Source organism: Dyella sp. BiH032 (genome assembly GCF_031954525.1).
Classification (GTDB): Bacteria; Pseudomonadota; Gammaproteobacteria; order Xanthomonadales; family Rhodanobacteraceae; genus Dyella_D.
The window spans coordinates 3,541,011-3,563,769 of the sequence record NZ_CP134867.1; the positions used below are offsets into that span (position 1 = coordinate 3,541,011).

The following is a 22,759-nucleotide window of genomic DNA, read 5'->3' on the forward strand; positions in this document are numbered from 1 at the left end:
AATGAGGCTCAGCCCTTCCAACGGGAAAGGCCGACTTACTGAGCTGCAAGGAAACCCTAAGGGTGAGGCGATGAAGCGGATCGCTGATCAGCGGCATCGGGTCACAAGGAGGTGACCCCGGCAAACACAGTGCGCGCATCATAGCTGCTTTAAAGGTACGAAAGCGAACGTGGGGCTTACGCCGAACCTGAACGAAGCTAAGCGCGGCAGCTTCCATGCTGTCCTCTTTCACCCATTAGCGCGCCCGATTCAGCTTTTCTTTACAGCCTGCATTGTCTATTGCGACTGGCTACGCAACCGGGCGTGGCCGGCTTCCCCATGCGACGCCGGCCTATCCGGACCACCCGTCAAGGAGATCGCTCATGACCAGACTTCCCTCGTGTCTCGCCCTGCTCGTGCTCGCTGGCGGACTGGCCCTGGCCGGATGCAACGACTCGAATACCCGACCGACCTCCACCACCAGCGGCACGGCGTCATCCAGCTCCGGTTCGACCACTTCCCGTTCCGCTTCCGCGACCACGCGCACGGCGGCCAAGCCGAGGCCCTCGCGCACGGAGGCCCTGCCTGACCAGACCGGCATTCCTGCCTGCGACAACTACCTGGCGACCTATATCGCCTGCCACCAGGCGGCCGGCATCTATCCGCCGGACCAGATCGAAGGCCGTTACGAAGCCATGCGGGAAGGCCTGCTGAAGGACTCCCTCGACCCCGACATCCGCCCGCAGCTGGGCAACCGCTGCACGTCGCTCGCCAATCAGTTGCATCAGGCGTTGCATGGCAAGTCCTGCGCCACCCAGCCGGCCGCGCCGGCCACCAGCGGCTCGCGCTGACCGGCTCGGTTCGGATCGATTCAAATCACGCCGCGCCAATGCGCGCGAAGCGCTGCCGCCAAGCCCGCCGGGCGGCAGCGCCCCAGCCGGATCGCCGGCGTACCGTGCCAACGGGCAGTGGCTGCGATGGCTTCCGCCACGTCGGCCACCCAATCTTCCGTCGGGGTTTCCCCCTCTTCGAGATAGAGCGCCTTCACCTCAAATACACCGTCGGCACGATGCGCCTTGGCATCCAGGCGCCCTACCAGCCGGCCGCGACGCAGAATGGGCAACACGTAGTAGCCATAACGCCGCTTCGCTGCGGGCACGTAGCATTCGATGGTGTACTCGAAGCCGAACATCGCCTGCGCGCGGGCGCGGTCCCAGACCAGCGGATCGAAGGGGGAAAGCAGCGTGGTGTAGGTGGCCCGCAGGCCGCCGCGCGAAGCCTGCGCGAGCAGGTCCCCATGATCGGCATGCACGTAACCGGGCACTTTCCAATCCGCCACCGCCACCTCGACCAGCTCGCCTGACGCGACCAGCGGCGCGAGCTCGCGATCGGTCACGGCAGGCTTGAGGCGGTAGTAGTCCGCAATCCACCGAGCCTGGGTGACGCCCAGGGCACGTACGCTGTCCAGGATGAAGCGCCGGCGCAAGCTTTCGTGGTCGAGCTGTCGCGGCGCGGGATCCAGCGGCGGCTGCAGCCGTTCAATCACGCGCTCCGCGAGGTCGTAGACGCGCTGGAAACGCTCGCGTCGGCTCACCATCAGCTCGCCCAGGGCGAACCAGGCCTCCAGCCAGCGCTTCTCCGGTTTCCATGACCACCAGCCGCTCGCCGCGCCGCGCTCCTCGCGCTCGAAGTCGGCGGCACGCACGGGACCTCCCGTGCGGACGCGTTCGAGCAGTCCATCCATGCCCTCGCGCTGCTCCCGATGCATGCGTTCGGCATGCCGATGTGCCCAATGCGCGCCGCGACGCGCGCTCCATGCGCGGTGCCAGGCGTAATCGGCTGCGGGAACGAAACAGGCCTCGTGCGCCCAGCACTCGGCGATCCGGCCTTCGGCCAGTGCATCGTCCAGCCATGTCGGCTCGTAGTCGCCAAGGCGCGAATGCAAAACCAGATAAGGACTTCGCGCGACGACGTGAATGGTGTCGATCTGCAACAGGCGCATGCGCGAAATCGCATTCACCACATCGCTACGCCGCGCGCGCCGGCGCGGTGGGCGCAACAGCCCCTGCGCGGCGAGCTGCAATCGCTGCGCCTGCACAAGCGTCAGGCGCTGCATGGTTGTTTCCTGCGAGGAAAACGACGACGAACTCTTCACGTCCATGACATCAAGTGGTTGTGCAGGCATTTACCCAGCCTTTGTTAGCGTTGCCGTCAGCGCGGGAGGTGCGGAGGCCCGGCACGACGCGGTCGCTTTCGGCTCCCACGCCTTCCCGTTCTCGAGCCAGTCATTCTGGCATGGAGCATCGATGATGAACCCCCGCAAGCCTCTCCTCACGCTTCTCGCCTCTGGTTCGCTGCTGTTCGCAGGCACCCTGCTGGCACAAGATCAGCAGACGCAACCGCCCATGCCTCCGCCGCCGCCCGCGCCGCAGACCACCATGCCGACGCCGCAACCACAGCCGCAACCGCAACCGCAGGCCATGCCGCAGCCGCAGGCGGCGCCCACGCCACCGGCAGGCCCGGACAGCACGAAGTTCGACAGTGCGCAGGGCCAGGTCACCGTCAACTCCAGCATGCCGGCCGTCAAGGATGCTGGCCCGCCGCCGGATTTCGCCACGCTCGCCAATGGCAAGGCGTACATCACGGAAGACGATGCGGCCGCCTATCCGCCTCTCGCGAACGACTTCCTGCATGCGTCCGGTGGCAGCCAGCATTTGAATAAGTCCGCCTATGCGCGCTGGTTGAAGCAGCGCTGAGCTTCCGGCACCCTGACGCCGGCCGCGGCGCGCCGCGGCCGGCGTTTTTTGTGTGCGGCACTCGCTTTGTCGCGCCATCCCCACGCCCGGATGGGCCCGCCTGCCTTTCGAGGCACCTTTCATGGAACACGTTTCGTGGAGTACGCAATGACGCGACCGAACATCCCGATCGCATGGCTGCTGACCGCGGCATGCATCGCCCTGCCAGCGCATGCGCAGAACCCCGATCCGATGGACATCCGCGCCTGCACCGCCGTCGAAAGCGACGCGCAGCGCCTGGCGTGCTACGACCACGCGACCGGCCGCGTCAATCTGCCTTCCGCACAGAAGAAGGCGAACGAGGCGGCCATCGCGCCCGGCGTCTTCCCCTCCGACCGGAGCCAACGCGACGTCGCCACGCAGGGCAATCCCGAAGTGTCCCGTCCGCTCTCGCTGCTGGACTCGCGCTGGGAACTGACGCCCGAGAGCAAACTGGGCACGTTCAATCTGCGCGGCTACAAGCCGCTGTACCTGATGCCGGTATTCGCCACCAGCAACCAGAACGCGCGGCCGACCAGTCCCAACCCGGAAAACACCGTCGCTACGCCGCAGCGTGTGCAGAACGTCGAGGCGAAATTCCAGATCAGCCTCAAGACCAAAGTCTGGCAGGGCGTGTTCGGCGACGCCGGCGACCTGTGGGTGGGCTACACGCAGTCCTCCCGCTGGCAGGTCTACAACAGCCACACCTCGCGTCCTTTCCGCGAGACCAACTACGAACCCGAAGCCCTGCTGATCTTCAACACGAACTACAACCTGTGGGGCTGGGACGGGCGCCTGCTCGGCATCGGCGTCAACCATCAGTCGAACGGCCGCTCCAATCCGCTGTCGCGCAGCTGGAATCGCGTGGTCGGCAACATCGGCTTCGAGCGGGACGGCTGGACCGTCATGTTCCGCCCCTGGTGGCGCGTGCCGGAGAAGGCCAAGGACGACAACAACCCGGACATCAGCGACTACGTGGGGCGCGGCGACGTGCAGATCGTGCGCGAATGGAACGGGCAGGAATTCGGCCTGATGCTACGGCATTCGCTACGCGGCGGCAGCCGCAGCCACGGCGCCGGGCAGCTCACCTGGGCGTTCCCGATGAGCGGCAACCTGCGTGCCTACGTCGAGCTCTTCAAGGGCTACGGCGAAAGCATGATCGATTACAACCACAACGCGACGTACCTGGGCATCGGCATCTCCCTGCTCGACTGGTACTGAGCAGGATGCGGACACCCGAAGGCCTGGTGGTCAACGCCACCAGGCCTTTTTCGTGCCAGTGAGGATCTTCAGTGTCTGCCCGCGCGCCAAGGGCAACCGGCTCAGCGGATGAAACGCCAAGTCGCGCCACCACGCGATGCCGTCGTGACCGGACTGGAACAGCGGCGTCAGCCACCGGCTCACCCGCTGGTAGACGGCCAGATGATCGCGCCGGCGCCTGGCGTAGCCAGCCAGCGCCTCGCTCAGGGAAGCGTGTTCCGCGAGCGCGTCGGCCAGCGCCTCGGCGTCGAGCAGTGCCATGTTCACGCCCTGCCCCAGCTGCGGGCTCATGGCATGCGCCGCATCGCCGACGAAGACCAGCCGCCCCTGCACCGGATGGCGCAGCACCACGTCGCGGTAACGCGCGCGCTGGAGCTGTTCCGGCGCGTCGATGCCTTCGAGTAGGCTCGCCGCTTCCGGCCACAGTGTCGCCACGCGCCGATGCAGGTTCGATAGTGCGTTGGCATCGAACCTGTCCACCTGCTCGCCCGGCAGGCTGAAAAAGAACGTGAGCCACTCCCCGTCATGGTCCACGCGCTTCCCCACCGGAAGCAGGCCGATCATTTCCCGCGCGCCCGCATAGCGCTGGCGGAGTTCGCCGCCGTGCGGCCAGTCCCGCATCGGCAACAGACACCACACCGCTCCCCAGGGATACAGCGTCTCGCGGCGCCGCTGCGCGTCCGGCAACGCGCGGCGCAGGCGCGAGTGGGCGCCATCGGCGGCAATGATCAGATCGAACGGGCCGTGCGTGCGCCCCTCGCGGTCGCGCAGACATGTGCCCTCTGCGGTCACATCCTCGATAGGCACACCCGTGTGGATGCGGTGCGCATCGTCATACGCATCGCGCAGCAAGCCGAACAAGGCGCCACGTGTCAGGCCGAGCCCGAAGCTGTCCGGCGCGTGATCGGCGTAGCGCATGTCCATGACGCGACGCCCCTGGGCGTTGACGCCGAACAGCCGCTCGATGCGCCGCCCCTGGGCGAGCGCGCGCTCGTGCAGGCCCAGCCTGGCCAGCACGCCCAGGCCCGTCGGCTGCAGCAGAAAACCGGCCCCGACCGGACCGGGCGCGGGCGCCTGCTCGTAGATGCTCAGCGCGTGTCCCTGGGCCCCAAGAAAAAGCGCGGCGGCCTGGCCGGCGGCGCCGTAGCCGACGATGGCGATGTGCAGGAGCTGCCGCATGCGACTCCGTCCATGAGAGTTGCCGGGGCCAAAGTCACCCCATAAAAAAAAGCCGGCCCGGCGAAAGCCGGGCCGGCGCGAGCCTCGCTCAGTGGTGGTGGCCGCCTTCGCCGTGGACGTGGCCGTGGGCCAGCTCTTCCTCGGTCGCCTGGCGCACGTCCGTCACTTCGATGGCGAAGTGCAGGGTCTTGCCGGCCAGCGGATGGTTGCCGTCGATATGCACGACGTCGTCGTCCACCTTGGTCACGGTGACATTGATGACACCCTGGGGACCATGGCCCTGGAACTGCATGCCCGGCTGGATGTCCTCCACGCCCTGGAACGCCTCGCGCGGCACGGACTGGGTCAGCTCGGCGTGATGGACGCCGTAGCCCTCTTCCGGCGCCACGTCCACCTTGAACTGGTCGCCGGCCTGCCGACCGGTCATGGCCTTCTCCAGGCCCGGCACGATCTGGCCGACGCCGTGCAGATACGTCAGCGGCTCGCGGCCTTCGGAGCTGTCGAGGACCTGACCCTGGTCATCGGTCAGCGTGTAATGGAAAGACGCGACGGAGCGCTCGGCGATCTGCATGGTGTTCTCACAAACAGGGGAATGAAGAGAGGGACGGCCGGACGCATCCGGCGGAACGAACGGTAAGCCTAGCATCCGCCGGGTCAACCTGCCGAGAAACGGCCCTCGGCGCCATGGGCGAACGTGCCAGAATGGCGCCCCTTTGCCCACCCGCGCCATGTCCCCACTGACCGACGCCTGGCGCCATCGCCCCACTCACCGCCAGGTCTGGGCGCTGGCCGTGCCGATGATCCTGTCGAATCTCACCGTGCCGCTGGTCGCGCTGGTGGACAGCACCGTCGCGGGCCACCTGCCGCGCACGCAGGACCTCGGCGCCGTCGCCGTCGGCAGTGCGATCTACGCGCTGCCGGTATGGAGCCTCGGCTTCCTGCGCATGGGCACCACCGGCTTCGCCGCGCAGGCCGAGGGCGCCGGCGATCGTGTCGCGCTACGCACGGTGCAAGCCCAGGCCCTGCTCCTGGCCGCCGCGCTCGGCATCGCCACCGCCCTGCTCATGCTGCCGCTGCTGCCTTGGATGGTCGGCCAGATGCGCGTCACACCGGCGCTCGCGGGCACCGGCCTGGATTACCTGCACATCCGCCTGCTCGGCCTTCCCGCGGCGCTGCTCAATTACGCGCTGGCCGGCTGGTTCATCGGCGCGCAGCGGGCCGGCACGACATTGGCGCTGCTACTTGCCGCCAACCTGGTGAATATCGCGCTGAACCTCCTGTTCGTGCTCGGCTTCGGCTGGGGTGTGCCGGGCATCGCGCTCGCGTCCGCCTGCGGCGAGTGGTGCGGCGCGTTGTATGGGCTGTGGCGCGCGCGGCGCGCCATGCGCGGCTGGGACGGCGAGGTGGATTGGCGCGCCATGCGCGGCTTTGCGCACTGGCGCCCGCTGCTGACGGTGAACCGCGACATCTTCGTGCGCACGCTGGCGCTGGAAGGCGTGTTCTTCAGTCTTTCGCTGCTGGGCGCGCGCCTGGGCGATGCCACCGTGGCAGCGAATGCCTTGCTGCTCAACGGCCTGATGCTCACGGCCTTCGGCCTGGACGGCCTCGCCAATGCGGTGGAGGCCCTGTGTGGCCATGCCATCGGAGCGCGCGATCCGCTGGCGCTGCGCAGGGCACTGGTGGTGGCCGGTGGCTGGTCCGTGCTGGGCAGCCTCGGCTACGCGCTGCTGTTCGCCCTGGGTGGTCATCGTTTCGTCGACCTGCAGACCAGCCTGCCCGAGGTGCGCGACGTGGCCTACCAAGCCCTGCCTTGGCTGGCCGCGCTGCCGGTCGTCGCGGTGTGGAGCTACCTGCTCGACGGCCTGTTCATCGGCGCGACGCGAGCGCGCGAGATGCGCGACGGCATGCTGCTGGCGGTGGCGCTGTTCGCCCTGCTCGCCTGGGCCGCGCGTCGCTGGGGCAACGATGGACTGTGGCTGGCCTTCCTCGCCTTCATGGCGATCCGAGGTGCCAGCCTGGGCTGGATTGCCTGGCGCCTGCGCCGCCGGGGCGCGTGGGCTGCCTGAGCAGCACCTGGCGCGGGCCTGCGCGATACTCCGCGCCATGAACGATCGCCGACGCTTCCGCCGCTGCCTCGCCCTGCTGACGGCCCTGCTGCTGGGCGCCTTCGCGCACGCCGACGAACCAGCGCCCCTTGCCAGCCGCATCGAGGCCCACATCAGCCAGCCCCGTTTCGCCGGCGCGCGCTGGGGCATCGCCGTGGTGTCGCTGGATACCGGTCGCCTGCTCTACGCACACGACGGCGACCGGCTGTACCAGACGGCTTCCACCGCGAAGCTGTTCACCGCCGCCTTGGCGCTGAGCGAACTGGGGCCCGACTACCGTATTCCCACCCGCCTGCTGGCCAAGGACCGGCGGCATGGCACCGCGCTCGACGGCCCCCTGGTCCTCTACGGCATGGGCGACCCCACCCTGGGCTCGGACCCGGCGACCGCGGACTGGGCCGAGCGCATGGCAAGACAGGTGGCCGACCGCGGCATCCGCACGATCAAGGGCGGCATCGTCGCCGACGACACTTACTTCGCCAGCCCCGCCATGGGTTCGGGCTGGGAGGCCGCGGACCTGCAGAGCTGGTTCGCCGTTCCTTCTTCCGCGCTGAGCGTGCAAGAGAACCAAGTGGAGGTGACGGTCGCGCCCGGCGTGCGCGAAGGGCGCCCCGCCATCGTCTCGATGGAGCCGGCGAGCGCGCTGCCAGAACTCGACAACCGCATCGTGACCGGCGCGCCCGGCGTGCGCAACGACATCAATCTCTACCGCGCGCCCGGCGAGGGCACGCTGTACGCCTTCGGCAACATTGCCGCGAAGGGACCGGCGCAACGCTTCAAGCTCGCCGCGTTCGACCCGGCCTTGCTGGCCGGCAAGCAGCTGCAGTCCGCGCTGATCCGGCACGGCGTCACGGTGCAAGGCGGCGTGCGCGCGCTGCACTGGCCGCAGAACGGCGACGCCCTGCGTGAGAACGCCCAAGTCATCGCCGAGGTGGAATCGCCGGTGCTGGGCGAGATCCTGCAGCGCGGCCTCAAACGTTCGCAGAACCTCTACCTGCAGAACCTGCTGCTGATCGCCGGCGTCCGCGCCCAGGCCGACGCGGCGCAAGGCCCCTCGCCGCCGAGCGGCTTCCTGTCCACCGAGAACTGGGGCATACGCGGCCTGCGCCAGCTCCTGGAACACATGGGCTTACCCGTCGGTTCCACCGTCATCGAGGAAGGCACCGGCCTGTCGCGGCGCGACCTGAGCACGCCCAGCGCGATGGCGCGGCTCTTGTCCTTCCTCGCCTCGCAGTCCTACGCACCGGCGGTGCTGGAAGCCCTGCCGATCGCCGGCGTCGATGGCACGCTGCAATGGCGCATGCGCGACACGCCAGCTGCCAACAACCTGCGCGCGAAGACCGGCAGCATGTCCCTGGTGCATTGCCTGGCAGGCTACGTCACCACCGCCGGCGGTGAACGACTCGCCTTCGCCATCATGCTCAACAATTACGACCCGCCGGCCGGTGCGCCGAGCGCCAGCCGCGACATCGACGCCATCGCCGTGATGCTGGCCGGCTTGCGCGCGGATGCGCCGGCGCCGGAAAAGAGCGGTGCGGTGGCCGCTCAGCCGGCCAATTGAGCAGCCACGTCCTTGGCGATCTTCTCCGGCGTGTCGGTGGGCGCATAGCGCTTCACCACCTGGCCGTCGCGGCCGACCAGGAACTTGGTGAAGTTCCATTTGATCGATTCGCTGCCGAGGATGCCCTTGCCTTCGCTCTTCAGCCATTTGTAGAGCGGATGGGTGCCGTCGCCATTGACCTCGACCTTGGCGAACAGCGGGAACGTCACGTCATAGCTGGTGCTGCAGAAGTTCTTGATCTCGGCTTCGTCGCCCGGTTCCTGGTGGCCGAACTGGTCGCACGGGAAACCCAGCACGGCCAGCCCCTGGTCGCGCTGGCTCCGCCACAGCTTTTCCAGGCCCTCGTACTGGGGGGTGAAGCCGCACTTGGAAGCCACGTTGACCACCAGCAGCACTTTGCCGCGCCACTCGGCGAGGGAGCGCTCGTTGCCGTCGATGTCGCGCGCGCTGAAGTCGTAGGCCGTGGTCATGGGCGAAGCTCCGGTAAGGGTGCGCGGCAGTCTACGCCAAGGCCGGGCGTGCTGGCATAGAATGCCGCCTCCGGTCACTGTCCAAGGCCCGTTGTGATCCGCTTCGTCGATGTCCACAAGTCCTACCGCGTCGACGGCAAGGACATCCCCGCCCTGCAGCCCTTCAGCCTGGACGTCGCAGACGGCGAGGTGTTCGGCATCATCGGCCATTCGGGCGCCGGCAAATCCACGCTGATCCGGCTGATCAACCTGCTGGAGCGTCCGAGCGGCGGCGGCATCCTGATCGACGGCACCGACATGACCACGCTGGGCGACCATGAGCTGCGCATGCAGCGGCGCCGCATCGGCATGATCTTCCAGCACTTCAACCTGCTCAGCTCGCAGACCGTGGCGGACAACATCGCCTTTCCGCTGCGCCTGGCGGGCGAACGCGACGAACAGACCATCCGGGCACGCGTGGATGAGCTGCTGCGCCGGGTCGGCCTGGAAGCCCATGCGGCCAAATATCCTTCGCAGCTGTCGGGCGGCCAGAAGCAACGCGTCGGCATCGCGCGCGCGCTCGCCAATCGGCCGTCCATACTGCTGTGCGACGAAGCGACCAGCGCGCTGGATCCGCAGACCACGGCCTCCGTGCTGGACCTGCTGGCCGAGATCAACCGCGAACTGAAGCTCACCATCGTGCTGATCACCCACGAGATGGACGTGGTGCGCCGCGTGTGCGACCGCGTGGCGGTGCTCGACGCCGGGCGCATCGTGGAACAAGGCACCGTGGCCGACGTGTTCCTGCATCCGCGGCACTCCACCACCAGGCGCTTCGTCAACGAGGCGCTGCCCGAGGAAGCGGCGAGCGAACTGGCACCCTATGCCCATGTCCCCGGCCGCATCCTGCGCCTGTCCTTCCGCGGGGACACCACCTGGACGCCCGCGCTGGGCCGCGTGGCACGCGAGACGGGCGTCGACTTCAACATCCTTGCTGGCCGCATCGACCGCATCAAGGACCTGCCATACGGCCAGCTGACGCTGGCCATGCAGGGCGCCGGCGTGGACGACGCGCTCGCCGCACTGCGTGCCGCCGGCATCGAGATCGAGGAGCTGAGCCGATGAGCGCCCCCTTCCTGCAAAGCCTCTTCCCCAACATCGACGACTGGGCCGAAATCGGCGGCGCCTGCATCGACACCTTGCTGATGCTCGGGGGCTCGCTGGCGCTGACCGTGGTGATCGGCCTGCCGCTCGGCGTGCTGCTGTACCTCACCGGCAAGGGCCAGCTGCGCGAGATGCCCAAGCTCTACGCCGTACTGTCTCTGGTGGTGAACATCCTGCGCTCCATTCCCTTCATCATCCTGATGATCGTGCTGATGCCGCTGACCTATGTGCTGGTCGGCACCAAGCTGGGCATCCGCGGCGCGATCCCGCCGCTGGTGATCGGCGCGGCGCCGTTCTTTGCGCGCCTGGTCGAGACGGCGCTGCGCGAAGTGCAGCGCGGCGTCATCGAGGCCAGCCAGGCGATGGGTGCCAGCACCTGGCAGATCGTGCGCCACGTGCTGCTGCCGGAAGCCCGGGGCGGCCTGATCGCCGGCGTCACCGTCACCGCCATCGCCCTGGTCGGCTATACCGCCATGGGTGGCGCCGTCGGCGCCGGCGGACTGGGCGACCTGGCCTATCGCTACGGCTACCTCGGCTACAAGCAGGATTACACCGTCGTGACGGTAGTCCTGCTCATCGTGCTGGTGCAGCTGCTGCAGGTGATCGGCGATCGCGTGGTGGCGCACTTCACGCGGCAGTAGGCGGAAGCCGGCCGCATGGCCGGCGCCAGCCGTCCCCCGATTCCCGGCCAGGGGCTGCCTTTGCATCCAGCCGTATGGACGGCTACTCTGGTGCGCCGCATCAAGGGCGTGTCCCTGTGAGCTCGAACCCATGAAGAAGCTGCTCGTCGCCCTTTCCGCCCTGCTCGCGCTGGCCGGCTGCTCATCCTCCGGCTCCGGCGATGGCGCCGGCGGCCAGAAGCTCGTCGTAGCGGCCACCGCCGTGCCGCATGCGGAGATCCTCAAGCAGGTCAAGCCGCTGCTGGCCAAGGAAGGCGTGGACCTGGAGATCAAAGTGTTCTCCGACTACGTGCAACCGAACGTCCAGGTCATCGAGAAGGCCGTGGACCTGAACTATTTCCAGACCAAGCCCTACCTGGACGAGTTCAACAAGAAGCGCGGCAGCCAGCTGACCATCGTCACCGGCGTGCACATCGAGCCGTTCGGTGCGTACTCGCGCAAGCTCAAGAACATCGCCGAGCTGCCGGACGGCGCCACCGTGACCTTGCCGAACGACCCGAGCAACAACAGCCGCGCCCTGCTCCTGCTCGCCCGCAACGGCATCATCACGATGAAGGACCCGAACGATGAGCTGGCCACGCAGAAGGACATCACGGCCAATCCCAAGCACCTGCAGTTCCGCGAGCTGGAAGCGGCGATGCTGCCGCGTACGCTGGACGAAGTGGACCTGGCGCTGATCAACACCAACTACGCGCTCGCCGCCGGCCTGAACCCGACCAGGGACGCGCTGCTGATCGAAGGCAAGGACTCGCCGTATGTGAACTACCTGGTCGGCCGCCCTGACAACAAGGACGACCCGCGCGTGCAGAAGCTGGCCAAGGCGCTGACCAGTCCGGAGGTGAAAGCCTTCATCGAGCAGAAGTACCAGGGCGCGGTGCTGCCGGCGTTCTGAACGACCGGTTCCGCTGCCGACAAGAAAACGCCGGGCACCGCCCGGCGTTTTTCGTTCGATCAGGCCGCTACTTCGTCGACCGGCGCGGGGATCTCGAAGACCTGCCGCAGATAAGCCACGTACGCCTTGTCCTCGCACATGTTCTTGCCGGGCGAATCGCTGAGCTTGGCCACTGGCTGCCCATTGCAGCGGACCATCTTGATCACGATGTTCAGCGGCGTCGGGCCGACGTCGTTGGTGAGGTTGGTGCCCACGCCGAACGCCAGCAGGCAGCGGCCACGGAAATGCTCGTAGAGGCTCATCACCTTCGGGATATCCAGGCTGTCGCTGAACACCAGTACCTTGTTGCGCGGATCGACGCGGTTGGCGCGGTAGTGCGCGAGCACGCGTTCGCCCCAGGCGAACGGGTCGCCGGAATCGTGCCGCGTGCCATCGAACAGCTTGCAGAAGTACATGTCGAAGTCGCGCAGGAAGGCGTTCAGGCCATAGACGTCCGACAAGGCGATGCCGAGGTCCCCGCGGTATTCCTTCGCCCAGGCTTCCAGCGCCGCCACCTGCGAATCGCGCAGGCGCGGCCCCAGGGCCTGGTGAGCCTGCAGGTATTCGTGCGCCAACGTACCCAGCGGCGTGAGCCCGAGCTTCCAGGCCAGCCAGACGTTGCTCGTGCCCGCCAGTTGCGGGCCCAGGCCATCGCGCAGCGACTTCACTACTTCCGCATGCCATTCGCGCGAGAAGCGCCGGCGCGTGCCGTAGTCGGCGATCTTGCAGCCGTCGTAATGGGTCGTATCGCGCAGCAGCGCGATCTTCTCGCGCAACCGGCGGCGTCCCTCGGCCAGGTCCAGGCCGCCGTGCGTGTTGCGGAAATACACTTCATTGATGATCGCCAGCAGCGGCACTTCGAACAGGATGGTGTGCAGCCAGGGGCCGACGATGTGGATCTCGATCTCGCCGTTGCCGCTCTCGGCCGGCTCGATCCGGACGTATTTCGAGTTGAGCTGGAATAGCCCCAGGAAATCGATGAAGTCGCTCTTGATGAAACGCCAGCTGCGCAGATAAGCCAGCTCCTCCTCGGTGAAGCGCAGACTGCACAGCGCATCCAGTTCGGCGCGGATCTCGTCGATGTAGGGCACCAGGTCGATGCCCGGATTGCGGCACTTGAAGCGGTACTCCACCTGGGCCGCGGGGTATTGGTGCAGTACCACCTGCATCATCGAGAACTTGTACAGGTCGGTGTCGAGCAGCGAGCTGATGATCATCGGGCGTCCATGGGGAGGAGAAGCGGCGCGCGCGCCGGGGCCGATTATCCTCGCGCGCCACGGCCTGGCGCGAGTCCGGCGGACCTCGGTCTGTCGAAAGTCCGCGTTCGAAAAGCAGGTAGCCGAACAGCGCACCTGTCGAAAGCGCACCTGTCGATGAAAAAAATGGGGAACCCGGAAAAATGAAAACCCCGGTAGCCAGGGGAGTAGCTACCGGGGTCTTGTCAGGCCGTCCTCTACAAAGAGGGGGAGAAAAAGAGGCGGCCCCCGACGACGCGATCCACTGCACCGTCTCATGTCGCCTCACGGCGATATGGTGGCTTAGTGTGGCCGGGCCCGGCTTAGTTCAAGGGCGAATTTGGATCGGTTCAGGTTTCCGCCAGCTTCGCGAAAGGACCGTGGCAAGACGGGCGCCGCCGCCCGTCTCCCATGCCACAATCGCCCGCTTTCCACCCAAGGAAGGAGCCGCCATGCCCCTGCTTCGCCGCCTCTGCCTGCTCGCGCTGCTGGTCGCCCTTCCCGCCGGGGCCGCCGAGCTGAAGATCGACCTGGGCCATGGGGCACAGACGCTGGAAAGCGCCCGGCTGGCAGCGCGCAAGGACGCCCGGCAGATCGACATCCCCCAGGACGTGGCCTACCACCGCCCCATGCGCTACCTCGCGGTGCCGCTGAAGGCCCTGCTGGCCGGCGCGACGTCCGCCGATCACCTGCAGTTCGTCGCCAGCGACGGCTTCGCGGCCGAGATCCCAGCTTCGCTCATCCTGGACGGCCATGGCGCGGAAGCCTGGCTGGCCGTGGAGGACCCGGCCAGCCCCTGGCCGGCGCTTCCGGGCAAGAGCCAGGGCGCGGGCCCGTTCTACGTCGTGTGGACGCGCCCGGAGGCAGGTGGAGTGAATCCCGAACAGTGGCCGTACCAGCTGGCCGCGATCCGCCGGCTGGACGAGGTCGCTGCGCGCTTCCCCGCCATGGCGCCGGACGCGTCGTTGCCCGCGGGGAGTCCGGAGCGCCGCGGTTTCGAGGTATTCCAGCGCATCTGCCTGGCCTGCCATACGCTCAACGGCCAGGGCGACGCCAGGCTGGGGCCGGATCTCAATATCCCGTACAGCCCCACCGAATATCTGCGCGCCGACCTGCTGCGCGCCTACGTGCGCGATCCGCAGTCACTGCGCCGCTGGCCGCAGGCCAAGATGCCCGGCTTCGACGCCAAGGTGCTGAGCGACACGGACCTCGACGCACTGCTGGCCTACCTGCGCCACATGGCCGGCCGCAAGAGCGGCCAGTAAGGCGCGCGGCTCAGCGCGCGGGTTCCTCCGCGCGCACGCCATCGGGCGCGGTGTCCGGCTGATAGACGTCCATGTCCAGCAGGCCCTGTTCGCGCGCCACCAGCACCGGCACCAGCATCTGGCCGGTCACGTTGGTCATGGTGCGCATCATGTCGAGCACGCGGTCGATGGCGACCAGATAGCCGATGCCCTCCACCGGCAAGCCGGCGGAACTGAGCACCAGCGTGACCATCACCGTCGCCGTGCCCGGCACGCCGGCCGTGCCGAACGAGCCCAGCACGGACGCCAGCAGGATCACGAAGTACTGCGTGGGCTCCAGATGCAGACCGAAGTACTGCGCGACGAAGATCGAGCTGATCGCAGGATAGATGGCTCCGCAGCCGTCCATCTTGATACTGGCGCCCAGCGGCACCGCGAAGGACGCATAGGCCGGCGACACACCCAGGTTCTGCGTCACGCTGCGCAACGCCACCGGCATCGAGGCGAAGCTGGAAGACGAGGTGAAAGCCACCTGCATGGCGGGAAACACCCCGCGGAAGAACCGCCGCGGGCTGAGGCCATGCGCCATCAACAAACCGCCGTAGACCACCACGATCTGCACCGCGCAGGCCAGGTAGAGCGCCAGCACGAATTTGCCCAGCGGCAGCAGTTTCTCGAAACCGTAGCCGGCGACGAGGGCGGCGATCAGGCCGAAGGTGCCGATGGGCGTCATCTCCAGCACGAAGCGCGTGACCTGGATCATCGCGTCGTTGGCTTCGCCGAACAGCTCGCGCAGCCGCGCGGACTTCTCGCCGATCTTCACCAGCGCCAGCCCTAACAGTGCGGCGAAGAAGATCACCTGCAGGATCTTGCCCTCCGACAGCGCGCGGAACGGATTGGTCGGCACCACGTCGAGCAGCACCTTCACGGCCGAAGGCACCTCGCGCACCTTGTAGTCCGCCGCCTTTGCCAACTGCCCCACGCCCAGCCCCGGGTCGGTGAGCTCCCCCACCAGCAGACCCACGCCCACCGCCAGCGCCGCGGTCACCGCGAACCAGAGGAAGGTGCGTCCGCCGAGCGCGGCCATGCGCTGCACGCCATGCAGACTCGCGACGCTGTTCACCACGGCGAAGAACACCAGCGGCACGGCGATCATCTTGATCAGCGCGACGTAGACTTCCCCCATAGGCTGGAACCACGCCACGGAGGCCGGCCCGCATGCCCAGCCGGCCAGCGCGCCGAGCACGAAGCCCGCGAGCACACGCTTCCAGAAACGGATGCCGAGCCACCAGGAAACCAGCTTCAAGGGCGCACTCCTGCCGAACCAAAGGCCCGACCTTACACCCGGAACGGCCGTCTGGACGTCCAGACGGCAACACAGCGTTTCCTCACGAGAACGATCTCAGGGCGCCCCGATGCTGCCTTCCGCCGAACCGGCGACGAGACGACGCAGAGTGCGGTCGCGCTCGTCCTTGGGCTGGCGGGCGAGCCGCCGCACATCCGCATAAAACAGCTGCCACTGCCCTTCCGCCTGCCGGAAGATCGCCGCGAAGGCGGGCTTCCACTGGTCGTAGAGGCCGAAGGGCAGCAGCCGCGCGTTATTGATGGGGGCCGCCACCCAGGCGTCGTAACGGTGATCGTCCGGCCAGTTGGCGTCGCGCCACTCGCGGTAGCGCTCGCGGAAGGCGGCGATCTCCGCCTGCTTGGCCTGCTCCAGGGCGGCGGCGTCGCCACCCCTGGCGTAGGCCTCGCGCAACCGGTCGCGCAGACCCAGCACCAGGCGGGTGAATCCGTCTTCTTCGGCCTGCAACCGGCCCGATGGCGGCGGAAGGCCGCGCGACGCGCGCCAGGCGGCCAGGCCCTGCTCCTGGACGAAGCTGGCGAAGGACTCATTGAAAGCGCTGTCGTCCTGCACGTAGATCAGCTGGTGCGCCAGCTCGTGGAAGATGGTGCCGGCCAGTTCGTCGTCGTCCCAGCGCAGCATGCTGCTGAGGATCGGGTCGGCGAACCAGCCCAGTGTCGAATAGGCGGCCACGCCCCCTACGTAGACGTCGTCGCCCAGACCCTTCAGCCTTGCCGCCTCACCCTTGGCCCTGGCTTCGTCGAAATAACCGCGGTAGGCCACGCAGCCGGCGATGGGAAAGCAATGCCGCACGGCATCCACCGAATAACGCGGCGTGGCGAACACGTTCCACACCACGTAGGGGCGGCCCAGGTCGACGTAGCGGGTATAGCTGCGGTTGTCGGGCAGGCCCAGCCGCTCCGTGGCGAACCGGCGCGCCTGCTGCGCCAGCTCCAGGCGGCGCGCCAGTTTGGGGTCGGTGTCCGGATCGGCGATGACCCGCGCCACCGCGCGCTGGTTGAACAGAAGCTCGCTCTGGCCATGGGCCACGTGCGCGTAATAGCGCAGTCCGCCGCAGGCGGATAACGAAAGGCCCACCGCCACGAGGGCGATGAGCCTGTTCAGTCGTTGCGGTCGACGCGTTCCCGGCCATTCCATGGATCGATTGTGCCGGGCGCCGGTATCGGCCGTCACCCGGCAGGAACGGAGAGACGCTCAGCGCCCGTGGCCGTTCCAATGCCCCCGGCCGCCGCCCCAGCCGCCCCGGTGTCCGCCGCCCCGCCAGCCGCCACCGCGATCCCAATAGCGGCCGTGGTCGTGCCAGCGGGAGCCGCCGCCGTACCACACCCCGCCAATGCTCACGCTTACCGGCGGCGCGTAGCAGCAACCATAGCCGCCGTAGTAGGCCGGATAAGCCGGCGCGTAATACCCGTCGTCGTAGACCACCGTCGAACCGCGGCCGTAGTAGGCGTCGCCGACGTAGGTGGAGCTGCGGACGTAGCTATAACCCGGGTCGTAATAGCAACCCGACAGGGCCGCGGTCGCGGCGACGAGCGAAAGGCCGGCAAGCAGGCGTTTCATGGCGCACCTCGGAAGTCGATGGCGCCACGCTAGGCCCGCCGCGTTGAATGCGCACTGAGCGAAAACCCGCCGCATGGCGGGCGTTTAGCCGGTGGCGGGCGTCAGAATCGCGGCTGGGCGAGCTGGCTCAGGAAATGCGAGATCACTTCCGGCCGGATCAGAACGGTGAACGCGATGCCATACGCCGCGCCCCACAGATGCGCGCTGTGGTTGACGTTGTCCCGGCCGTGCCGGTCCATCCAGATCGAATACGCCACGTACAGCACGGCGTAGATGATCGCCGGCATCGGCAGCACGAACACCACGATGCGTGCCCACGGCGCCAGCAGGATGAACGCGAACAGCACCGCCGATACCGCGCCGGAGGCGCCCAGGCTGCGATAGCTGGCGTTGTGCCGGTTCTTCAGGAAGGTCGGCAGGATCGAGACCACCAGCGCGCCGATGTAGAACAGCAGGAACCCGGTCTTGCCGAGCCGGTCGGCGTAAAAGCCTTCCATCACGCGCCCGAAGAAGAACAGCGTGATCATGTTGAACAGCAGGTGCCCGAAGTCCGCGTGGATCAGCCCGTAGGTCACCAGGCGGTGGTATTCCTTCTTCTTCTCGATCGCCGGCGGCCACAGGATCAGGTCTTCCATCAGGCGCCCGTTGTTGAGCGCCATGAACGACACGATGCAGGTGACGGCGATGATGAGCAGGGTGATCAGCATGCGGAGGGTTCCGGGGCGGATACGGCAAAGCGCGCATCTTGGCGGCCCGGCGCCCGCTTGTCGACCTCGCCCGCGGTGCGGCGGCGACGTATGATGCGCGGCTTGCGCGCCTCCTCCCCCGCGATACCTCCCCTCATGTCACCCATTCGTTATCTGCATCTGGACGTCTTTGCCGCTTCTCATGGCGGCGGCAACCACCTGGGCGTGGTCACCGACGCCACCGGCTGGAGCGATGACCAGATGCAGCGTTTCGCTCGCTGGACCAACCTGGTCGAGACCACTTTCCTGCTGCCGCCCAGCGACCCGAAAGCCAGCTACCGCGTGCGGATTTTCACCCCGCACAAAGAAATCCCGTTCGCCGGCCACCCCAGCATCGGCAGCGCGCATGCCGTGCTCGAATGCGGGCTCGCCTCGCCGCATGACGGTCTGTTGTGGCAGGAATGCGGCGCCGGCGTGCTGCCGATCCGTGTCGAGGGCGAAGCTGCCGCGCGCCAGTTGCTATTGCATTCGCCCGACGCGGTGGTGGAGAAGACCGGCACCGACGCCCATCCGCTGCTCGCCGCGGCTCTGGCCGGCATCGGGCTCGGCACCTTGCCGCCTGCCTACGTCGCCGGCGGCCGCCACTGGTGGCTGGCCGAATGCGCCGACGAGGCGAGTCTGCGCGCCTGGCAGCCGGACCATGCCGCGATCGGCGCCCTGGCACGCGCCACCGACAGCCTCGGCCTGTGTGCCTTCGCGCGCAGCGCGCACCCGGACTACCAGCTGGTGGTCCGTGCCTTTCCGGCGGGTGTGGGCATCGTCGAAGACCCCGCCTCCGGCGCGGCGAACGGCCTGATCGCCGCCTATATCGCCCACGCCGAACCGCAAGGTCCGCTGGCGTCCGGCTACACCGTCAGCCAGGGCCGCGAGATCGGCCATGACGCCAGCCTGCGCGTGCGCATCATCGACGGCGCGGTGTGGATCGGCGGCCGCACCAACACTGTGGTCGACGGCACGCTGCGCTGGGACGGCACCGCTTGAAGCTCCCGCCTGCCTATGCGGATGCCAGCATCTGGGTGGACGCGGACGCCTGCCCCGTCGCCATCAAGGAAATCCTGTTCCGCGCCGCCGAACGCGAACAGGTGCCGGTCACGCTGGTCGCCAACCAGTTCCTGCGCACGCCCCCGTCGCGCTTCGTGCGCGCCATCCAGGTGGCCGGCGGCTTCGACGTCGCCGACGCGGAAATCGCCCAGCGCGTCGCGCCCGGCGACCTGGTAGTGACCCAGGACATCCCACTCGCCGCTCAGGTGATCGCCAAGGGGGCGCTGGCCGTGCATCCGCGCGGCGAACTGTTCACCACCGATACCATCGCCCAGCGCCTGGGCATGCGGAACTTCATGGAAGAACTGCGCGGCGCCGGCATCGATACCGGCGGCCCCGCCGCCTTCCACCCGCGCGACAAGCAGGCATTCGCCAACCAGCTCGACGCCTGGCTCGCCCGCCGCCGGCAGGCGCGCCAGACGCGCGGCTGATTCAGCCTGCGCGATCCAGTCCCGCGCGCCGCGCAGCGACCATCGCCAGCGCCGACCAGTCCACGTCCTCGTCGCCCAGCGCCAGCGTTTCCAGCAGGCTGTCGCGCAGCACGCTGGCGAACGGCAGCGGCACGCGTGCCGCGTCGGCGGCGGACAAGGCCAGGTTGATGTCCTTGTAGCCCAGCGGCAGCGCGAAGCCGGCCGGCTTGAAGCGCTGTTCCGCGATCAGCTTCGCGTAGCCCTGGTAGGGCGGCGAGGCGAACAGCGTGCTGGTCATCAGTTCCAGGAAATCGCCCGCGCTCACGCCATGGGCGCGCGCCAGCGCCGAAGCTTCGGCCATGCTTTCGATCGCCGCGCCCAGCATGAAGTTGCCCGCGATCTTCACCACGTTGGCGCGTTCCGCCTCCTCGCCCATCGGCCAGATCGCGCTGCCCATGGCCTCCAGCAGCGGCCGCATCCGCTCGACGACCGCCGGCTTGCCGGCGACAACGATATTGAGCCGTCCGGCCGCGGCGACGTCCGGACGTCCGAACACCGGCGCCGCCAGATAGTCCAGCCCGCGCTCCTCATGCGCTGCCGCCAGCTCGCGCGCCAGGGCCACCGACACGGTGGCGTGGTTGACGTGGGCCGTACCCTTGTCCATCTCGTCGAGCAGGCCGCTGTCCAGCACCACCTCGCGCACGGCCTTGTCGTTGGACAACATGCTGAACAGCACCTCGCCCTGCGCGGCGCGTTCCGGCGTGCTCGCCACTTTGGCGCCCAGCGATGCGAGCGGTTCGGTGGCTTCGGGCGAACGGTTCCAGACCGTTACCGCATGGCCGGCCTTGATGAGATTGCTGGCCATCGCGCTGCCCATCGCGCCCAGGCCGATGAATCCGACTTTCATGCATGCTCTCCGCGAACGAATGGGAAATGGAAAGGCATCGGGAATCTCTATCGGGGTGGCCGAAGAGATGCCTGGTTTTCGCGTGCATTCACCATGCGCCGGCGCCAGTGGACATCGCGTGCACTTCAGGCCACCAGCCCGGCGGCATGCCCAGAAGCCCAGGCCCACTGGAAGTTGTAGCCGCCCAGCCAGCCAGTGACATCCACCACCTCGCCGATGAAGTACAGGCCCGGCACATGTTTCGATTGCATCGTGGCCGACGACAGTCCGTCGGTATCGACGCCACCCAGCGTCACTTCGGCAGTCCGGTAGCCCTCGGTGCCGCTGGCGACGATGGGCCAGTCGCGCAGCTGCGCGCCGATGGCATCCAGCTCCGCCGGGCGGTACTGCTTCATCGGCCGGCTCTCGAACCAGACCTCGCACAGGCGCTGCGCCAGCCGACGCGGCAGCACGTCGGCCAGCACGTTCTTCAGCTCCATGGCCGGGCGCGCATTGCGCTGCGCCTGCAGCCAGCCGGCCACATCCTGGCCGGGCAGCAGGTCGATCCGCAGGTCGTCGCCCGGTTGCCAGTAAGAGGAAATCTGCAACACCGACGGACCGCTGATGCCGCGATGCGTGAACAGCATGCCCGCACGGAAACGGCGCTTGCCGATCCGCGTTTCCACCAGCGGCAGGGCCACGCCGGCCAGATCCTGGTAGCGCTCCTGGTGCTTGCCGCTCAACGTCAGCGGCACCAGCCCCGCCCGGGTCGGCAGCACGTCGTGGCCGAACTGCCGCGCCAGCTCATAGCCGAAGCCGGTCGCGCCCATGCTCGGGATCGACAAGCCGCCCGTGGCGACGACCAGCGCGTTGGCATGCACCTCGCCCCGCGCGGTCTGTAAGGAAAAACCCTCGTCCGTCCGGCGCACGCGCTCCACCGCGCAACTGGTTTCCACGCGCGCGCCGACGGCGGCGCACTCGTCCAGCAGCATGCGCACGATGAGCTTGGAAGACTCGTCGCAGAACAGCTGCCCCAGCTCTTTTTCGTGATAGGCGATGCGGTGCTTCTCCACCAGCGCGATAAAATCCGCCGGCGTGTAGCGCGCCAGCGCCGACTTGGCGAAGTGCGGATTGGCGGACAGGTATTGCGCCGGCGTCACGCCGAGGTTGGTGAAATTGCAGCGGCCGCCGCCGGACATCAGGATCTTCTTCCCCGGCTTGTTGGCGTGGTCGACCACCAGCACGCGGCGCCCGCGCTGTCCCGCGACGATCGCGCACATCAGTCCCGCCGCACCCGCGCCGATCACCAGCACATCCACCTTCACGCCATCACCCGCTGCCGCCTGCCCAAGGGGACGGATTATCCCCTACCCGCGTACACTTCCCCACTGGTTTTCCCAAGAGAAACGGCCATGCCCTCCTTCGACGTAGTTTCCGAAGTCGACAAGCACGAACTCACCAACGCCGTCGACCAGGCCAACCGCGAGTTGGCCAACCGGTTCGACTTCAAAGGCACCGAGGCGAAGTTCGAGCTGGACAAGTTCGTCATCACCCAGAGCGCCCCCAGCGAATTCCAGCTGCAGCAGATGCTGGACATCCTCCGCGGCCGCCTCGTCTCCCGGAAGATCGACGTCCGCGCCCTCGACGTCGCCGAGCCCGAAACCAACCTCGGCGGCTCCCGTCAGAAGATCACCGTGAAACAGGGCATCGAACAGGCCATCGCTAAGAAACTCGTCGCCACGCTGAAAGAAGCGAAGATCAAGGTCGAAGCCCAGATCAACGGCGACAAGCTGCGCGTCACCGGCAAGAAGCGCGACGATCTGCAAATGGCGATGCAGGTGTTGCGCAAAGCGGAAGTGGAATTGCCATTGCAATTCGATAATTTGAGGGATTGATGAGAGCGTCCGCCAGCCCTTTCGTTCGCGCGTGCTGGCCAGCTCAACATCAGTGGTTCTTTTGCGAAGCGTAAGGCAGGTTGTTTTGGCTCTAGCAGCGGTATCGCGAGCACCCGCCCCTCATCCCGCCTTCTCTCCCACGGGGACTACCTTCGGGTCGCCCGGAGGGGAGAAGGAGAAGTGCGTACCGAGGCAAGCAAGAACAAAAACAAGAGCGAGCGAAGCGACGCTCCGTGATGCTCTTGATCTCCCGGGTTCCCTTCGCGGCGGTGAGGGCTGGACGATCAGGCCGCCGCA

23 protein-coding genes are annotated in these 22,759 nt (G+C 67.6%); 12 read left to right on the forward strand and 11 right to left on the reverse strand.

What is annotated here, in order from left to right:
* The first annotated feature begins 362 nt into the window (after positions 1–362).
* On the forward strand, positions 363–830 hold the full coding sequence (locus tag RKE25_RS15530) for a hypothetical protein (RefSeq protein ID WP_311838999.1): 468 nt from the start codon (positions 363–365) through the stop codon (positions 828–830).
* Positions 831–850: 20 nt separating this feature from the next.
* Here the strand turns inward: RKE25_RS15530 and RKE25_RS15535 are convergent, their stop codons facing one another.
* Positions 851–2,095, reverse strand: coding sequence for a crosslink repair DNA glycosylase YcaQ family protein (locus tag RKE25_RS15535; protein WP_311839000.1), 1,245 nt, complete (start codon positions 2,093–2,095; stop codon positions 851–853).
* Between the two features lie 190 nt (positions 2,096–2,285).
* On the opposite strand from RKE25_RS15535, the gene RKE25_RS15540 reads away from it, so the two are divergent.
* Both RKE25_RS15540 and RKE25_RS15545 read left to right on the forward strand, forming a co-directional pair.
* Positions 2,286–2,735, forward strand: a complete 450-nt coding sequence (locus RKE25_RS15540; protein ID WP_311839001.1) for a hypothetical protein — start codon at positions 2,286–2,288, stop codon at positions 2,733–2,735.
* 147 nt (positions 2,736–2,882) lie between these two features.
* Positions 2,883–3,974: a phospholipase A gene (locus tag RKE25_RS15545; protein WP_311839002.1), complete on the forward strand. Its 1,092-nt coding sequence runs from the start codon at positions 2,883–2,885 to the stop codon at positions 3,972–3,974.
* A 30-nt stretch (positions 3,975–4,004) separates the two neighbouring features.
* Here the strand turns inward: RKE25_RS15545 and RKE25_RS15550 are convergent, their stop codons facing one another.
* Together RKE25_RS15550 and RKE25_RS15555 are read right to left on the reverse strand one after the other, a co-directional pair.
* Entirely contained in the window at positions 4,005–5,192 is a 1,188-nt protein-coding gene (locus tag RKE25_RS15550) for an NAD(P)/FAD-dependent oxidoreductase (protein ID WP_311839003.1), read from the reverse strand.
* Between the two features lie 88 nt (positions 5,193–5,280).
* Entirely contained in the window at positions 5,281–5,763 is a 483-nt protein-coding gene (locus RKE25_RS15555; protein WP_311839004.1) for a peptidylprolyl isomerase, read from the reverse strand.
* Between the two features lie 157 nt (positions 5,764–5,920).
* Between RKE25_RS15555 and RKE25_RS15560 the strand changes: the two genes are divergently transcribed.
* Together RKE25_RS15560 and dacB are read left to right on the forward strand one after the other, a co-directional pair.
* On the forward strand, positions 5,921–7,258 hold the full coding sequence (locus tag RKE25_RS15560; RefSeq protein ID WP_311839005.1) for an MATE family efflux transporter: 1,338 nt from the start codon (positions 5,921–5,923) through the stop codon (positions 7,256–7,258).
* Between the two features lie 37 nt (positions 7,259–7,295).
* Positions 7,296–8,858 carry a D-alanyl-D-alanine carboxypeptidase/D-alanyl-D-alanine-endopeptidase gene (gene dacB / locus RKE25_RS15565; RefSeq protein ID WP_311839006.1) on the forward strand — a complete coding sequence of 521 codons (1,563 nt, stop codon included), beginning with the start codon at positions 7,296–7,298 and terminating at the stop codon, positions 8,856–8,858.
* On the opposite strand, the gene RKE25_RS15570 is transcribed toward dacB, so the two are convergent.
* A complete protein-coding gene (locus RKE25_RS15570) occupies positions 8,843–9,328 on the reverse strand; it encodes a glutathione peroxidase (protein ID WP_311839007.1) in 486 nt (161 codons plus the stop codon). The two genes, dacB and RKE25_RS15570, sit on opposite strands and share 16 nt — an antisense overlap.
* A 93-nt stretch (positions 9,329–9,421) precedes the next feature.
* Here RKE25_RS15570 and RKE25_RS15575 point away from each other — a divergent pair, with 93 nt between their 5' ends.
* The 3 genes from RKE25_RS15575 to RKE25_RS15585 all read left to right on the forward strand — a co-directional run bounded on the left by RKE25_RS15575 (position 9,422) and on the right by RKE25_RS15585 (position 12,043).
* Positions 9,422–10,432: a methionine ABC transporter ATP-binding protein gene (locus RKE25_RS15575; protein WP_311839008.1), complete on the forward strand. Its 1,011-nt coding sequence runs from the start codon at positions 9,422–9,424 to the stop codon at positions 10,430–10,432.
* Entirely contained in the window at positions 10,429–11,112 is a 684-nt protein-coding gene (locus tag RKE25_RS15580; protein ID WP_311839009.1) for a methionine ABC transporter permease, read from the forward strand. Before RKE25_RS15575 ends, RKE25_RS15580 begins: the two co-directional genes overlap by 4 nt.
* 130 nt (positions 11,113–11,242) lie before the next feature.
* Positions 11,243–12,043: a MetQ/NlpA family ABC transporter substrate-binding protein gene (locus RKE25_RS15585; RefSeq protein WP_311839010.1), complete on the forward strand. Its 801-nt coding sequence runs from the start codon at positions 11,243–11,245 to the stop codon at positions 12,041–12,043.
* A 59-nt stretch (positions 12,044–12,102) separates the two neighbouring features.
* Here RKE25_RS15585 and pncB read toward each other — a convergent pair whose 3' ends face one another.
* Positions 12,103–13,299 carry a nicotinate phosphoribosyltransferase gene (pncB, locus tag RKE25_RS15590; protein ID WP_311839011.1) on the reverse strand — a complete coding sequence of 399 codons (1,197 nt, stop codon included), beginning with the start codon at positions 13,297–13,299 and terminating at the stop codon, positions 12,103–12,105.
* Between the two features lie 470 nt (positions 13,300–13,769).
* On the opposite strand from pncB, the gene RKE25_RS15595 reads away from it, so the two are divergent.
* Positions 13,770–14,582, forward strand: a complete 813-nt coding sequence (locus tag RKE25_RS15595) for a cytochrome c (RefSeq protein WP_311839012.1) — start codon at positions 13,770–13,772, stop codon at positions 14,580–14,582.
* Positions 14,583–14,592: 10 nt separating this feature from the next.
* Here the strand turns inward: RKE25_RS15595 and RKE25_RS15600 are convergent, their stop codons facing one another.
* The 4 genes from RKE25_RS15600 to RKE25_RS15615 form a co-directional block, all read right to left on the reverse strand.
* Positions 14,593–15,867 carry a dicarboxylate/amino acid:cation symporter gene (locus RKE25_RS15600; RefSeq protein ID WP_311839013.1) on the reverse strand — a complete coding sequence of 425 codons (1,275 nt, stop codon included), beginning with the start codon at positions 15,865–15,867 and terminating at the stop codon, positions 14,593–14,595.
* A 96-nt stretch (positions 15,868–15,963) separates the two neighbouring features.
* On the reverse strand, positions 15,964–17,001 hold the full coding sequence (locus tag RKE25_RS15605) for an aminopeptidase (RefSeq protein WP_311842408.1): 1,038 nt from the start codon (positions 16,999–17,001) through the stop codon (positions 15,964–15,966).
* 117 nt (positions 17,002–17,118) lie between these two features.
* Positions 17,119–17,484 (reverse strand): hypothetical protein, encoded by a 366-nt coding sequence (locus tag RKE25_RS15610; protein ID WP_311839014.1) that lies wholly within the window; start codon positions 17,482–17,484, stop codon positions 17,119–17,121.
* A 101-nt stretch (positions 17,485–17,585) separates the two neighbouring features.
* Complete coding sequence (locus RKE25_RS15615) at positions 17,586–18,191, reverse strand: rhomboid family intramembrane serine protease (RefSeq protein WP_311839015.1); 606 nt, start codon at positions 18,189–18,191, stop codon at positions 17,586–17,588.
* A 135-nt stretch (positions 18,192–18,326) separates the two neighbouring features.
* Here RKE25_RS15615 and RKE25_RS15620 point away from each other — a divergent pair, with 135 nt between their 5' ends.
* Positions 18,327–19,211, forward strand: coding sequence for a PhzF family phenazine biosynthesis protein (locus RKE25_RS15620; protein ID WP_311839016.1), 885 nt, complete (start codon positions 18,327–18,329; stop codon positions 19,209–19,211).
* Complete coding sequence (locus tag RKE25_RS15625; protein WP_311839017.1) at positions 19,208–19,702, forward strand: YaiI/YqxD family protein; 495 nt, start codon at positions 19,208–19,210, stop codon at positions 19,700–19,702. The genes RKE25_RS15620 and RKE25_RS15625 overlap by 4 nt, the downstream gene beginning before the upstream one ends.
* A 1-nt stretch (position 19,703) precedes the next feature.
* Here RKE25_RS15625 and RKE25_RS15630 read toward each other — a convergent pair whose 3' ends face one another.
* Both RKE25_RS15630 and RKE25_RS15635 read right to left on the reverse strand, forming a co-directional pair.
* A complete protein-coding gene (locus RKE25_RS15630; protein ID WP_311839018.1) occupies positions 19,704–20,588 on the reverse strand; it encodes an NAD(P)-dependent oxidoreductase in 885 nt (294 codons plus the stop codon).
* Between the two features lie 125 nt (positions 20,589–20,713).
* On the reverse strand, positions 20,714–21,892 hold the full coding sequence (locus RKE25_RS15635) for an NAD(P)/FAD-dependent oxidoreductase (RefSeq protein WP_311839019.1): 1,179 nt from the start codon (positions 21,890–21,892) through the stop codon (positions 20,714–20,716).
* Positions 21,893–21,979: 87 nt separating this feature from the next.
* On the opposite strand from RKE25_RS15635, the gene RKE25_RS15640 reads away from it, so the two are divergent.
* Complete coding sequence (locus tag RKE25_RS15640) at positions 21,980–22,462, forward strand: YajQ family cyclic di-GMP-binding protein (protein ID WP_311839020.1); 483 nt, start codon at positions 21,980–21,982, stop codon at positions 22,460–22,462.
* Positions 22,463–22,759: the final 297 nt, after the last annotated feature.

Excerpts from the sequence above, each read along its gene's own strand:
- RKE25_RS15530 (WP_311838999.1), top strand. The coding sequence starts at position 363 with ATGACCAGACTTCCCTCGTGTCTCGCCCTGCTCGTGCTCGCTGGCGGA.
- RKE25_RS15535 (WP_311839000.1), bottom strand. The coding sequence starts at position 2,095 with ATGCAGCGCCTGACGCTTGTGCAGGCGCAGCGATTGCAGCTCGCCGCG.
- RKE25_RS15540 (WP_311839001.1), top strand. The coding sequence starts at position 2,286 with ATGATGAACCCCCGCAAGCCTCTCCTCACGCTTCTCGCCTCTGGTTCG.
- RKE25_RS15545 (WP_311839002.1), top strand. The coding sequence starts at position 2,883 with ATGACGCGACCGAACATCCCGATCGCATGGCTGCTGACCGCGGCATGC.
- RKE25_RS15550 (WP_311839003.1), bottom strand. The coding sequence starts at position 5,192 with ATGCGGCAGCTCCTGCACATCGCCATCGTCGGCTACGGCGCCGCCGGC.
- RKE25_RS15555 (WP_311839004.1), bottom strand. The coding sequence starts at position 5,763 with ATGCAGATCGCCGAGCGCTCCGTCGCGTCTTTCCATTACACGCTGACC.
- RKE25_RS15560 (WP_311839005.1), top strand. The coding sequence starts at position 5,921 with ATGTCCCCACTGACCGACGCCTGGCGCCATCGCCCCACTCACCGCCAG.
- dacB (WP_311839006.1), top strand. The coding sequence starts at position 7,296 with ATGAACGATCGCCGACGCTTCCGCCGCTGCCTCGCCCTGCTGACGGCC.
- RKE25_RS15570 (WP_311839007.1), bottom strand. The coding sequence starts at position 9,328 with ATGACCACGGCCTACGACTTCAGCGCGCGCGACATCGACGGCAACGAG.
- RKE25_RS15580 (WP_311839009.1), top strand. The coding sequence starts at position 10,429 with ATGAGCGCCCCCTTCCTGCAAAGCCTCTTCCCCAACATCGACGACTGG.
- RKE25_RS15585 (WP_311839010.1), top strand. The coding sequence starts at position 11,243 with ATGAAGAAGCTGCTCGTCGCCCTTTCCGCCCTGCTCGCGCTGGCCGGC.
- pncB (WP_311839011.1), bottom strand. The coding sequence starts at position 13,299 with ATGATCATCAGCTCGCTGCTCGACACCGACCTGTACAAGTTCTCGATG.
- RKE25_RS15595 (WP_311839012.1), top strand. The coding sequence starts at position 13,770 with ATGCCCCTGCTTCGCCGCCTCTGCCTGCTCGCGCTGCTGGTCGCCCTT.
- RKE25_RS15610 (WP_311839014.1), bottom strand. The coding sequence starts at position 17,484 with ATGAAACGCCTGCTTGCCGGCCTTTCGCTCGTCGCCGCGACCGCGGCC.
- RKE25_RS15615 (WP_311839015.1), bottom strand. The coding sequence starts at position 18,191 with ATGCTGATCACCCTGCTCATCATCGCCGTCACCTGCATCGTGTCGTTC.
- RKE25_RS15620 (WP_311839016.1), top strand. The coding sequence starts at position 18,327 with ATGTCACCCATTCGTTATCTGCATCTGGACGTCTTTGCCGCTTCTCAT.
- RKE25_RS15630 (WP_311839018.1), bottom strand. The coding sequence starts at position 20,588 with ATGAAAGTCGGATTCATCGGCCTGGGCGCGATGGGCAGCGCGATGGCC.
- RKE25_RS15640 (WP_311839020.1), top strand. The coding sequence starts at position 21,980 with ATGCCCTCCTTCGACGTAGTTTCCGAAGTCGACAAGCACGAACTCACC.